This window comes from Streptomyces incanus, assembly GCF_042656345.1.
In the GTDB taxonomy this organism is placed as follows: domain Bacteria; phylum Actinomycetota; class Actinomycetes; order Streptomycetales; family Streptomycetaceae; genus Streptomyces; species Streptomyces incanus.
Genome location: NZ_JBHSPC010000015.1, coordinates 360210 through 372161, shown reverse-complemented (window position 1 = coordinate 372161; position 11952 = coordinate 360210). Strand labels below are relative to the sequence as shown.

The 11952-nt window shown below is 70.4% G+C and carries 12 protein-coding genes; 10 read left to right on the top strand and 2 right to left on the bottom strand.

Translation table 11 applies throughout. The annotated features are described in order from the left end of the window. The first annotated feature begins 450 nt into the window (after positions 1-450). The 3 genes from ACFP2V_RS07635 to ACFP2V_RS07625 all read left to right on the top strand — a co-directional run bounded on the left by ACFP2V_RS07635 (position 451) and on the right by ACFP2V_RS07625 (position 2817). Positions 451-807 (top strand): DUF805 domain-containing protein, encoded by a 357-nt coding sequence (locus ACFP2V_RS07635; protein ID WP_381207327.1) that lies wholly within the window; start codon positions 451-453, stop codon positions 805-807. A gap of 369 nt (positions 808-1176) precedes the next feature. Beyond that, positions 1177-1491, top strand: a complete 315-nt coding sequence (locus ACFP2V_RS07630) for a hypothetical protein (RefSeq protein WP_381207324.1) — start codon at positions 1177-1179, stop codon at positions 1489-1491. Positions 1492-2124: 633 nt separating this feature from the next. Continuing rightward, complete coding sequence (locus ACFP2V_RS07625; RefSeq protein ID WP_381207321.1) at positions 2125-2817, top strand: formylglycine-generating enzyme family protein; 693 nt, start codon at positions 2125-2127, stop codon at positions 2815-2817. 59 nt (positions 2818-2876) lie between these two features. Here ACFP2V_RS07625 and ACFP2V_RS07620 read toward each other — a convergent pair whose 3' ends face one another. Further along, positions 2877-3326 carry a hypothetical protein gene (locus ACFP2V_RS07620; RefSeq protein WP_381207318.1) on the bottom strand — a complete coding sequence of 150 codons (450 nt, stop codon included), beginning with the start codon at positions 3324-3326 and terminating at the stop codon, positions 2877-2879. Between the two features lie 534 nt (positions 3327-3860). Between ACFP2V_RS07620 and ACFP2V_RS07615 the strand changes: the two genes are divergently transcribed. Then, positions 3861-5513: a penicillin-binding transpeptidase domain-containing protein gene (locus tag ACFP2V_RS07615; RefSeq protein WP_381207315.1), complete on the top strand. Its 1653-nt coding sequence runs from the start codon at positions 3861-3863 to the stop codon at positions 5511-5513. Between the two features lie 155 nt (positions 5514-5668). Then, the gene (locus ACFP2V_RS07610) at positions 5669-7339 is read left to right on the top strand and encodes a penicillin-binding transpeptidase domain-containing protein (RefSeq protein WP_381207313.1); all 1671 of its coding nucleotides are present in this window, start codon (positions 5669-5671) and stop codon (positions 7337-7339) included. 92 nt (positions 7340-7431) lie between these two features. Here the strand turns inward: ACFP2V_RS07610 and ACFP2V_RS07605 are convergent, their stop codons facing one another. Then, positions 7432-7803 (bottom strand): SsgA family sporulation/cell division regulator, encoded by a 372-nt coding sequence (locus tag ACFP2V_RS07605; protein ID WP_381207310.1) that lies wholly within the window; start codon positions 7801-7803, stop codon positions 7432-7434. A 167-nt stretch (positions 7804-7970) separates the two neighbouring features. Here ACFP2V_RS07605 and ACFP2V_RS07600 point away from each other — a divergent pair, with 167 nt between their 5' ends. The 5 genes from ACFP2V_RS07600 (at position 7971) to ACFP2V_RS07580 (ending at position 11897) form a co-directional block, all read left to right on the top strand. Further along, positions 7971-9059 carry an energy-coupling factor ABC transporter permease gene (locus ACFP2V_RS07600; protein ID WP_381207307.1) on the top strand — a complete coding sequence of 363 codons (1089 nt, stop codon included), beginning with the start codon at positions 7971-7973 and terminating at the stop codon, positions 9057-9059. A 1-nt stretch (position 9060) separates the two neighbouring features. Continuing rightward, a complete protein-coding gene (gene cbiQ, locus ACFP2V_RS07595) occupies positions 9061-9822 on the top strand; it encodes a cobalt ECF transporter T component CbiQ (RefSeq protein ID WP_381207304.1) in 762 nt (253 codons plus the stop codon). Further along, positions 9810-10577 (top strand): energy-coupling factor ABC transporter ATP-binding protein, encoded by a 768-nt coding sequence (locus tag ACFP2V_RS07590; RefSeq protein ID WP_381207301.1) that lies wholly within the window; start codon positions 9810-9812, stop codon positions 10575-10577. Before cbiQ ends, ACFP2V_RS07590 begins: the two co-directional genes overlap by 13 nt. A 299-nt stretch (positions 10578-10876) precedes the next feature. Further along, entirely contained in the window at positions 10877-11344 is a 468-nt protein-coding gene (locus tag ACFP2V_RS07585) for a MarR family winged helix-turn-helix transcriptional regulator (RefSeq protein WP_381207298.1), read from the top strand. Between the two features lie 100 nt (positions 11345-11444). After that, entirely contained in the window at positions 11445-11897 is a 453-nt protein-coding gene (locus tag ACFP2V_RS07580; RefSeq protein WP_381207295.1) for an organic hydroperoxide resistance protein, read from the top strand. Positions 11898-11952 lie beyond the last annotated feature (55 nt).

Below are 11952 nucleotides of genomic sequence, written 5' to 3'. Positions count from 1 at the left end.
GGGAAGCGGGGAAGCGCCTCTCGGTGGAGCTTCGACGCAAGGCCCGGCAGACCCTGTGTCGATCACGTGGGACCTGATGCGGCAGGGCGAGGTGCTGCGGTAGGGGGTGCTGCGCCTCTGACCGCCCCGTTCCTCCTGTTTCGGGCAACGATTGACCATCACTTCCATGCCGGAACGGTATAACCCAGGCAACGGATCGCCTTCGATTCGATGGCGGACGAGAGTCGGCGCCGGAAACGTTCGGGACCGCCCGGAGAACCCCCGATGATGATCTCCGCACCTGTCCTGAAATAGCCGGTCAGTGGTCAGGGTGCGCGGCGCCCGAGCCGACCCCGCACGTCTCGTGAGCAGCGTGACCGTGTGCATTGACATGCCCCGTTCCACATGTAAACGTTCTGCGGCTGTCCCGATCCATCTGGGCAGATAACGTCGATCCCAGAGGGGGACGCCATGAACTGGTATGTCGAAGTCCTCAAAAAGTACGCGGTGTTCAACGGGCGGGCGCGCCGCAAGGAGTACTGGATGTTCACGCTGTTCAGCGTGATCGCCTCCATCGTGCTCGCCATTGTGGACGCCGTCACCGGAATCCGGGTACTGGAATTTATCTACGCTGTCGCGGTCCTGCTGCCGACTCTCGCTGTGGCGGTTCGCCGCCTGCACGACACCAACCGCTCCGGCTGGTGGGTCCTCATCGGGCTCGTCCCTTTCGTCGGCTTCATCGTGATGCTGGTGTTCCTGGCCACCGAGGGCACTCCGGGGGAGAACAAGTACGGCGCGAACCCGAAGGAGCCCTTGGCGCACATCTGACATCAATCGCGCTGGAACAGGTCGGCGGAACCGACGCGCACGGCAGAGCCCCGGCCTCGGCCGGGGCTCTTTCGCGGTTGCTGCCGGCCCCGCAGACCGCCCGGGGCACAGCCAGCCCACTTCCAGCGGGCTCCCCTCAACCCCTCTCACCTGCGACTTCTCCATTGCTAGGCACCCCTGGGGAACACCTGAGGGAAGAGGCCCCGAGAACACCGCTTTAGGAGTTCGATCGCTCCTCGGCGTTGCCGGGGAACCACCCGGTCACACTGGCCGCGTCGGACCGCCCAGGAGTGTTGGCGTCCGGCGTCGTTGATGTCACTCGTAGATGTCAGAGCGGAGCAACCGCGCGCTCGCTGGCACGATGATCCCGTGGTTGACCTGGAGCGCATCAAGGCAGAGACCGTGGCGTACTTCCGGGCACTCGATGAGAACGCCACTCTGCGGCACCACTTCCGCGGCACTGACGAGGAGGGCGGCTTGTGGTACTTCGAGGCCGTACCCGACCGCGGCGAGTTGATCGCCGTCAAGCAAGCCGAGCTGACTCCGTCCGGCCAACTCCACCGGTACAGCTGGAAGCACCTGGAGGACGAGTACGGCTTCCTGACAGACCAAGCGATCGACCCTGGAGAGGACCTGCTGGAGACCATCCCGGCCGAGGAGTTCCAGCGGGTGTGGACTCGGTGAGCGGGCTGGACAACCACTTTAGGAGAGAGGCTAAATGATCTCGCTTCTGAGCTGCGGTTTCACCGGGCGAGGAAGCGGGCGGGTACTCGACCATTAAGACACCGGTGTTGACCGTGGCTGACCCCTGCATCTGGCACGGTTGTGGCACGAACCTCAACCGTCGACAGTCAGCCACGATGGCGGGTGCGTCAACTGATCAGGCGCGCGTATGCCTCACTGCACCCCCACCGGTCTCCACCACGCTGCCAGTGCCGTCGACGAGAGCAAGCCACGACGGCCGGCACGTGCTGACTGGTGTCTGAGCCCTCAGCTTGGGAAGCTGCGGTCATTCGCGGACGGTTCGAGCGCTGAACTGGGCGAACGTACGGTCCGCGCTCCTTCTGGGCTCGACCGTCCTCACCGTGGTTCCCCGCTGTTCCCCGCTCGATCTGGTGCGGTAGTGGTGCAGCGCTGCGGCGTCGAGGAGGTGATCAGTCGACCACGCTCCATTCCTGGATCCCCTTCTCCATCCGGGATGCCCGGCTGTTAGCGTCCGGCACCATGTGGGCTCAAGAGATCGTGGCCGGCCGACCGGCTTGGCGGCACACCCCCTCCGGAGTGGTCTTCCGGGCCGTTCCCGGTGGAACGTTCCGGATGGGCCTGTCCGACGCGGAACTGGACGCCGTTCGTGCCATCGAGCGGGCCGACGGCGCCGATGACGATCTCGAAGCGTTCTTCGCCGGTGCTGTCCAAGCCCGGCCGGCGCGAGAAGTGCGGGTCGAGCCGTTCCTGATCGCCCGGCATCCGCTCACGGTGGCGCAAGTACGGCACTGGCTGCCCGAGTACGAGGACGGCTTCGCCGACTCGGCTTCGAGCACGGCCCGGTTCGAGGACGACTTGGACGAGCTGCTGGAGACGTTGCCGTTCCGGCTGCCCAGCGAGGCGGAGTGGGAGTATGCGGCCCGGGCGGGCACGACCACCCTGACCTTCCGCGGGAACGGGAGGCCGGACGAGGACCAGGTGCTCGACGACTTCGCCGACGAGGAGCGCACTGCCGCGACCGAGAACGCCTTCGGGCTGGCGGCGATGGGGTCGGCGAACGAAATCTGCGCCGACGTGTGGATCCCGCATTTCACGGACGCGCCGGTGGACGCACGCCCCCGCACCGGGGACGGGCCACGGGTGGTGCGCGGAGGCGCCGGCGACCTCTCTCCGTGGCAGGGCTGCGACGAGTGGCTGCTGTTGCTCTCCGCCACCCGCTACGAGTTCCAGGACTTCACCGCGGTCCGTCCGGTGGCACCTGTGCCAACCAGTCAGGGGCGTGCCGAGCACCGAGGCAACGCGTAGTCAGGACGCGCGCCGGAAACGCGCCGGCACGCAAGTGGCCGCCAGTGGCGGAGGAAGGGTCAGAGGTCGGCGCAGATTCCGCGGGCCTTGGCCAGCTCCTTCTTCACCTCGGCGTCGACCTCGAAGACCTGGAGGCGACGGTTGCTCGCCCGGCTGATGGCCTCCGCGAGCGGCTCGTAGGAGGAGTCGCCCGCGGCGGCGGCCGCGGACAGGCCGAAGGCGCCCGCGAAGCGGTGCATAGCCAGTTCGCCCGCCTTGCCCTCCGTCGAGAACTTCGACTCGTCCACACCGGCCAGCGCGTCGCACGCTCCTCGGGCGTCGTCCCCGGCACTGCCGTCCGCGCCCGACGGGCCACCGGTCAGCGCCCAGGCCGCGCCCACGCCTGCGCCACCCACCAGCAGTCCGACCAGGAGAGCGGCCACCAGCAGACCCCGGCTGCGGGCCGGCGCGGTGAGCGGGGCGGGCGGGGGCGGCGGGACGGGGGCCTGATAGGGCTGCTGTGGCTGCATGTACACGACCGTAGACGACCAACGGACCCGGATGCGGCCGGACCTGCATGTCTGACACGGTTGCCCCCGGAGGTAAAGCTGTGGCAGTGGCACCGTTGAATCCCGAGGACCTGCTCCCCGGCGAATGACTCGTCCTGCGCAAGAACGCCAACGCGGTCGTCGGCCTCCTCACCCGCGCCACCGGCCCACACCCGCCGCGGTCCTGACCCGCCGATGGGCTTGCCGACGCCGACGCCGATGCCTGCGACCGGCTCACCGGCCCGGCTGCGCGCGGCACTCGGTGGGAAGCCGGAACGGGCCGACCGGGGAAGCGGTACGAGGCGGGGCATACGGCGCACCCCGGGGTGGAACTCTCCGTCTGCCGTTCGAGGTTGAGCCGGCCGTGAGGGGTGGCGGTCGGGCTCGATCTCCTTTCGGACAACAAAGGGAAACAGTCGCCCCTGCCGTCACTCCTTGTGCGTAGAGTGCTCACTCGCCGAACTTTCTGAACACGTTCAGAAGGCGTGGGAAGTCCGGCGGGGAGGGAAGCGCCCGATGGGCAAGGGGGTCAAGACCGCCGTCATCGGTGGTGTGTTCGCGGTGATGGTGGGCGGAGCCGGGTACGGGGTCTACACCATCGTGTCGGCGGTGAACGGCGACGTGGGCGGCGGCGGTTCGGACACGGCCGTGACGAAGAAGTCCGGGCCGCCGGACAAGGGGGAGGTCGAGAAGGCGAGCGGGACGTTCTTCGCGGCCTGGGAGAAGGGGGAGGCGGCACAGGCGGCGTCGTACACGAACAACGCCGAGGGCGCCGGCCCGCTGCTGGCGGCCTACGGCGAGGAGGCCCGCATAGCCGACGTCGAGATCACGCCCGGGACCCCCGTCGGCACCACCGTGCCGTTCAGCGTGAAGGCGACCGTCTCGTACAAGGGGAAGTCCGAACCGCTCTCCTACAAGAGCGAGTTGACCGTCGTGCGCGGGCAGACCACCGGGCGGGCGCTGGTCGACTGGGAGCCGTCCGTCGTCCATCCGGACCTCAAGGACGGCGACACCCTCGTCACCGGGGAGGCCGCGCAGCCGCCGATCGAGGCCGTGGACCGCGACGGCACGGTGCTGACGGAGGAGGCGTACCCCTCGCTCGGCCCGATCCTGGACACCCTGCGCGAGAAGTACGGCGACAAGGCGGGCGGCAGCCCCGGCGTCGAGCTGACGATCCAGCATGCCGAAGGTGCCGCAGGCGAGGCGGGCGCGGCCGACTCCACGCTGGTGACGCTCGCGAAGGGCGAGCCCGGCACACTGCGTACGACGCTCAGCGCCGGGGTGCAGGCCGCCGCCGAGAAGGCGGTGAAGGAGTTCGCCGAGTCGTCGGTGGTGGCCGTGCAGCCGAGCACCGGCGAGGTGCTGGCCGTGGCCAACCACCGCGAGGACGGGTTCGACGCGGCGCTCCAGGGCCGGGTCGCCCCCGGCTCCACCATGAAGATCATCACCGCGGCCATGCTCATCGACAACGGTGTCGCCTCGATGAACGGCCCGGCCCCCTGCCCGCCCACCGCGACCTGGCAGAGCCAGACCTTCAAGAACCTCACCGGCATGGAGCCGAACGAGGGCGCCACCCTCGCCAACAGCTTCCTGCGCTCCTGCAACACGGCCTTCATCAAGCTCATCGACGAGGAGCCGCTGACCGACGCCTCGCTCACCCAGGAGGTGCAGGAGCGGTTCGGGCTCGGCCGGGACGACTGGGCGACCGGCGTCGTCTCCTTCGACGGCAGCGTCCCCGCCGTCAGCGGCCCGGACCGCGCGGCGAACGCCATCGGCCAGGGCCAGGTGCAGATGAACCCGCTGAACATGGCGTCGGTGACGGCCACCGCCATCACCGGTACCTTCCGTCAGCCGTACCTCGTCTCCCCGGAGCTCGACGGCCGGCAGCTGGCGCAGGCGAAGGGCCTGCCGGCGGGCACCGCGAGCCAGTTGAAGCAGATGATGCGCCTGACGGCCACCCAGGGCACCGCCGCGCAGGCCATGTCCGGTCTCGGCGGCGACATCGGCGCGAAGACCGGCTCCGCCGAGGTCGACGGCAACGCCACCTCCGACAGCTGGTTCACCGGCTTCCGGGGCGACGTCGCGGCGGCGGCCATGACCCAGCAGGGCGGCCACGGTGGCGACGCGGCCGGTCCGATTGTCGCAGCTGTGCTACGAGCGGGCGGCTGACCGCGACGCGCGGAAGACGGGACTCTAGGCTGGTGGCCGTCATTGACCTGGGGCACCGGACGACCATCGGTCTGGTATGACCATATGACGACACGCTATAACAGCACGACAGTGCGGCCGGCGGCCCGGCGGACTTTGCGGAGGATCGGACAGCTGTGGGCAACAGAAGGCGCGTCGCCGAGCGACGGAAGACCAACCCCGCCGTGCTCGGCGGGGTGATCGCCGTCGTCGTCGGGGGTGCCGGATTCGGTGCCTACGCGCTCTTCGGGGGCGGGTCCGGAACCGGGGGCGACCCCCGGACATCGGCCACCCAGCAGGCCAAGGCCAAGAGCGGCCCGCTGTCCGCCGCCGAGGTCACCGCCGCGGCCGACCGCTTCCTCACCGCCTGGCAGCAGGGCAGGGTGAGCGAGGCCGCCGACGCCACCGACGACCCGGAGGCGGCCACCGCCCTGCTCACCGGCTACGCCAAGGACGCCCGCGTCGAGGACGTCGCCCTCACCGCCGGCGCCCGCACCGGCGACAAGGTCCCGTTCTCCGTCAAGGGCACGGTGGCGTACGAGGAGATCACCGAGCCGCTGGCGTACGACAGCAAGCTGACCGTCGTACGCCGGGACGGGGACGGCGAGCCGCGGGTCGCGTGGCAGCCCGCGGTCGTGCACCCCGACCTCAAGGACGGCGACAAGCTGGTCACGGGCGAAACGGACACCCCGCCGATCAAGGCGCTGGACCGGGACGGCGGCGCGCTGACCACCAAGGCCTACCCGTCCCTGGGTCCGGTCCTCGACGGGCTGCGCGAGAAGTACGGGAAGACGGCGGGCGGCGAGGCAGGCATCGAGCTGCGGGTCGTGCGCGGCAAGGAGTCCGAGAAGGCGGAGATATCCGACAAGACCGTGCTGGAGCTGAGCGAGGGCACCCCCGGCACGGTGAGGACCACGCTGGACCCCAAGCTCCAGGCGGCGGCCGAGGAGCAGGTGGCCGAGAAGGCCAAGTCGTCGGTGGTGGTGATGCGTGCGTCGACCGGTGAGATCCTCGCCGCCGCGAACGCCTCGCGCGGGTTCAACACCGCGTTCCAGGGTTCGCTGGCCCCGGGTTCGACGATGAAGGTGCTCACCGCCTCGCTGCTGATCGAGAAGGGCCTCGCGTCCATCGACGAGAAGCACCCGTGCCCGAAGTACTCCAGCTACGGCGGCTGGAAGTTCCAGAACCTCGACAAGTTCGAGATCAAGGGCGGTACGTTCCGCGACAGCTTCGGCGCCTCCTGCAACACCGCCTTCATCAGCCAGGCGCCCGAGCTGAAGGACGACGACCTGACCCGGCAGGCCCAGCAGGTCTTCGGGCTCTCGCGCGACGACTGGCAGATCGGGGTCTCGTCCTTCGACGGCTCGGTGCCGGTGCAGAAGGACGCCCCCATGGCCGCTTCCCTGATCGGCCAGGGCGGCGTGCGGATGAACCCGCTGAACATGGCGTCGGTGTCGGCGACCGTCAAGGCGGGCGAGTTCCACCAGCCGTACCTGGTGTCGCCGGAGGTGGACGGCCGGAAGCTGGCCACCGCCTCGCGCACCATGTCGGCCCAGACCGTGACGCAGTTGCGGCAGCTGATGTCGTACACGGCGACCAGCGGCACCGCGGCGAAGGCGATGGCGGGGGTCAGCGGCGACAAGGGCGCGAAGACCGGCTCGGCCGAGGTCGACGGGCAGAAGAAGCCCAACGGCTGGTTCACCGCGTACCGCGGGGACCTCGCCGCGGCGGGCGTCGTCCAGGAAGGCGGCCACGGCGGCTCCACGGCGGGCCCGATCGTGGCGAGCCTGCTGAAGCTCGGCGACTGATCGACGACCGATCAGCAACCGATCCGGGGGGCCGGCTCCCGGATCTCTCCCGGATCCCTCCCGGATCTCTCCCGGATCAGCGGGGCCGTCCGTCAGTGCGGGACCGGTTCGACGGCTGCCGCGGCCACGTATGTACGCCGCAGGAACCGCGTCAGTGCCTTCGTCTCGAACTGCACCACCGACACCCCCTGCGCCGAGTGGAACTCCACGACCGTCTGCACCCGGCCGCACGGCCACACCTGCACGTCACCGCTGCCCACGGGGGCGCGCAGCCCGTGTTCGAGCAGGTCACGGGGGAGGGTCCACTCGCGAGCGGGGGCACCGGTCAGCCTCACCCGCACGGTCCGGGGGTCGCGCTCGGGGTCGTAACTCAGCCTGACCGGCACCGCTCCCCGGTCCATGGCCCGGGGGGCGTCCGCGTCCGTGACGATCTGGGCGCGTGCGTACTGCTCGACTACGTTCATGAGTGGCCCCTTACGGTGCGCTACCTGTACGAAAGCCGTGTACCCGCCCCTGCTCCAATGTCGCACGGATTCCGGAATCCCACTCTCCGTAGGGAACCTGCCACGCATGCGACAAGGCGGCATACGCGCTCTTGCAAGTCTGTTGCAGGAGCGAGCATCATCGGACAGTGCATGTTCCTGACGGCTTCATCAACGCTCCCGTGTCCGCCGCCACCGCCGTGGTCGCCGCCGGCGCCGTGGCGGTCAGCCTGCGCGGCGCGCGCCGCGAGCTCGGGGGCGAACGGGCGGCGCCGCTGGCCGGCCTGGTGGCGGCGTTCATCTTCGCCGTGCAGATGCTGAACTTCCCCGTAGCGGGAGGCACCAGCGGCCATCTGCTCGGCGGCGCGCTCGCCGCGATACTCGTGGGCCCCTGGGCAGGGGTCCTGTGTGTCTCCGTCGTCCTCCTGACGCAGGCGATCCTCTTCGCCGACGGTGGCCTGACCGCGCTCGGCGTGAACATCACCTGCATGGCGATCGTCACGACGGCCGTCGCGTACACGCTGTTCCGCGGGCTGGTGAAGGTGCTGCCGCGCACTCGCCGGTCGGTGACCGCGGCGTCCTTCGTCGCCGCCCTGGTCTCGGTCCCGGCCTCCGCGCTCGCCTTCACCCTGATCTACGCGATCGGAGGCACCACCGATGTCGCGATCGGCAGGGTCGCCACCGCCATGGTGGGCGTCCACCTCCTGATCGGCCTCGGCGAGGCCGTGATCACGGCCATGACCGTCAGTGCCGTCCTCGCCGTCCGCCCGGACCTGGTGTACGGGGCGCGCGGACTGGAGCGGAGGCTCCAGCTGCGGGTGGACGGCGCACTGGTCGACGCCCCGGCAGCCGGACCCGAAGCCGAACCGCGGCGGGCCCCGACCGCCGCGCGATCCCCGCGCAGGGTCTGGATCGGCGGTCTGGTCACCTCCCTGGTTCTCGCCGGATTCGTCAGCTTCTACGCATCCGCCGACCCGGACGGTCTGGAGAGGGTCGCCACCGACCACGGCATCGACAAGAAGGCCGAGGAGCACGACGCCGCCGGCTCCCCGCTCGCCGACTACGGCGTCAAGGACGTCGACGACGCCCGGATCTCCGGCGGACTCGCGGGCGTGATCGGCGTCGGTGTCACGGTCGTCGCGGGCACCGGCGTCTTCTGGGTGGTCCGCAGGCGGCGCGCGGGCGAGGAGGCCGACGCGACCTCGCCGGCGAACACGAACACCGACACGAGCGCCTGACATGGGCGCCGGCCACACCCACCGGCTGTACCGGCACGGACACTCCCCCGTGCACGCCCTGCCACCGCACGCCAAGCTCGCCGCGGTCCTCGCCTTCGTGGTGGTCGTGGTGTCCACCCCGCGCGAGGCGATGTGGGCGTTCGGGGTGTACGCCGTGCTGCTCGGCCTTGTCGCGTACGCAGCCCGCGTTCCGGCCGGGTTCGTCCTCGGACGGCTGCTGATCGAGGTGCCGTTCGTCGCCTTCGCGGTGCTCATGCCGTTCGTGGCGGAGGGCGAGCGGATCGACGTGCTCGGACTGTCGCTGAGCGTCAACGGGCTCTGGGGCGCCTGGAACGTGCTGGCCAAGGGCACCCTGGGCGTCGCCGCCTCCGTCCTGCTGGCCGCGACGACCGAGCTGCGCGAGCTGCTCCTCGGCCTGCAGCACCTGCGGCTGCCGCCGCTGCTGGTACAGATCGCCTCGTTCATGATCCGGTACGGCGACGTGATCACCGACGAGATGCGGCGCATGCGGATCGCCCGTGAGTCCCGCGGATTCGAGACGCGCGGTGTCCGGCACTGGGGTGTGCTGGCGAAGTCGGCGGGCGCACTGTTCATCCGCTCCTACGAACGCGGCGAGCGGGTGCACCTGGCCATGATCAGCCGCGGCTACTCCGGTTCGATGCCGGTCATCGACGAAGTGACCGGGTCCCGGGCACAGTGGTCGTACGCGCTGGCCCTCCCGTCCGCCGCCCTCGTCGTCTGCGTACTGGGATGGATGCTGTGACAGTTTCTCTGGAGGTCTCCGGCCTCGCCTTCGCCTACCCGGACGGCCACCAGGCCCTGTTCGGCGTCGGCTTCTCGATCGCGCGCGGCGAGCGGGTCGCGCTGCTCGGCCCGAACGGCGCCGGCAAGACGACCCTGGTGCTGCACCTCAACGGCATCCTGACCGGCGGAACCGGCACCGTCACCGTCGCCGGACTGCCCGTCGGCAAGCGGCACATGGCCGAGATCCGGCGCCGGGTCGGCATCGTCTTCCAGGACCCGGACGACCAGCTCTTCATGCCGACCGTGCGGGAGGACGTGGCGTTCGGTCCGGCGGCGGCCGGGCTCAGGGGCACAGAGCTGGAGGAGCGGGTCGACCGGGCACTGGCCCTGGTCGGCATGGCCGGGTTCAAGGACCGGCCCCCGCACCACCTCTCCTTCGGCCAGCGCCGGCGGGTGGCCGTGGCGACGGTGCTGGCGATGGAGCCGGAGATCCTGGTCCTGGACGAGCCGTCCTCCAACCTGGACCCCGCCTCCCGCCGCGAACTGGCCGACATCCTGCGCTCGCTGGACGTGACCGTCCTGATGGTCACCCACGATCTGCCGTACGCCCTGGAACTGTGCCCGCGCGCCCTGATCCTCAGCGACGGCGTCATCGCCGCGGACGGCCCCACCGCCGGCCTGCTCGCCGACGACGCCCTGATGCGCGCACACCGCCTGGAACTGCCCTTCGGTTTCGACCCACGGTCGGTGGCGGCCACGCCCGGCCGGCCGTGACACGCGGCCGTCCGCGACGCCCGGCCATCCTCGACGCCCGGGCGTCCGTGCCTCCAGGCCGTCCGTGCCTCCAGGCCGTCCTTGACGCCCGGCCGTCCGTGCCTCCAGGCCGTCCTTGACGCCCGGCCGTCCGTGCCTCCAGGCCGTCCTTGACGCCCGGCCGTCCGTGCCTCCAGGCCGTCCGTGCCTCCAGGCCGTCCGTGCCTCCAGGCCGTCCGTGCCTCCAGGCCGTCCTTGACGCCCGGCCGTCCTTGACGCCCGGCCGTCCGTGCCTCCAGGCCGTCCGTGACAATGGGCGCGTGACGAACGAGGAGACCGAGGGCTCGCTGCTGCTGGACGAACAGTTGTGCTTCGCGCTGTACGCCGCCCAGCGCACGGTGACAGCCGCGTACCGCCCGCTCCTCGACGAGCTGGGCCTGACGTATCCGCAGTATCTGGTGCTGCTGGTGCTGTGGGAGCGGGGTGAGGCGACGGTCAAGGAGCTGGCGTCGGCCCTGCGTCTCGACTACGGCACGATGTCACCCCTGCTGAAACGGCTGGAGGGCGCGGGTCTGGTCCGCCGAGAGCGGGCGGCGCACGACGAGCGCTCGGTGCTGATCGCGTGCACCGGACGCGCGGAGGAACTGCGGGAGCGCGCGGCCCGGGTGCCCGGCGCGTTGCTCGCGGCGACCGGGCTCAAGGGTGCCGAGGCCGTGAGACTGCGTGAGGAGCTGCGGCAACTGGCCCGGCGGGCGGAGGCGGCGGCGGAGCGGTCCCGCCGACCATGAGTTACCTCCGGTAACTACCCCCTGACGGCAGCGACTTACTACCGGCCAGTACCTTGTGCACGATGCATTTGCGCACACCTGATCCGGGGAAGGCCCAGCCATGACTGACGACACCGCTGTCGCCACCGACACCCGCCCGACGAAGATCATGTACGTCGCCGAGGCCACCGCGCACGGCGGCCGGAACGGCTATGTCACCAGCCAGGACGGCCACCTCGCCCTGAAGGTCGCGATGCCCCCCGTGCTGGGCGGCGACGGCAACGGCACCAACCCGGAGCAGCTGTTCGCGGCCGGTTTCAGCTCCTGCTTCCACAACGCGCTCATCCTCGTGGGCAACCGCGCCGGCTACGACCTCACCGGCTCCACCGTCGCCGCGAAGGTCGGCATCGGCCCCAACAAGCAGCGCGGCTACGGCCTCGCGGTCGCCCTGAGCGTCTCCCTCCCGGTTCTCGACCCCGACCTCGCGACCAAGCTGGTGGACGCGGCCCATCGGGCCTGCCCGTACTCCAACGCCACGCGCGGCAACATCGACGTAACGATCGTGCTCGGCTAGCACGGCCCAGGAATCGCAGGCGGACGGCGGCGGTTGCACCCACTGTTGCAGGCGC

Coding starts and splice junctions, on each gene's coding strand:
- ACFP2V_RS07605 (WP_381207310.1), bottom strand. CDS start 7,803: ATGAACGTAGTCGAGCAGTACGCACGCGCCCAGATCGTCACGGACGCG.
- ACFP2V_RS07625 (WP_381207321.1), top strand. CDS start 2,125: ATGGGCCTGTCCGACGCGGAACTGGACGCCGTTCGTGCCATCGAGCGG.
- ACFP2V_RS07615 (WP_381207315.1), top strand. CDS start 3,861: ATGGGCAAGGGGGTCAAGACCGCCGTCATCGGTGGTGTGTTCGCGGTG.
- ACFP2V_RS07620 (WP_381207318.1), bottom strand. CDS start 3,326: ATGCAGCCACAGCAGCCCTATCAGGCCCCCGTCCCGCCGCCCCCGCCC.
- ACFP2V_RS07580 (WP_381207295.1), top strand. CDS start 11,445: ATGACTGACGACACCGCTGTCGCCACCGACACCCGCCCGACGAAGATC.
- cbiQ (WP_381207304.1), top strand. CDS start 9,061: ATGGGCGCCGGCCACACCCACCGGCTGTACCGGCACGGACACTCCCCC.
- ACFP2V_RS07635 (WP_381207327.1), top strand. CDS start 451: ATGAACTGGTATGTCGAAGTCCTCAAAAAGTACGCGGTGTTCAACGGG.
- ACFP2V_RS07590 (WP_381207301.1), top strand. CDS start 9,810: ATGGATGCTGTGACAGTTTCTCTGGAGGTCTCCGGCCTCGCCTTCGCC.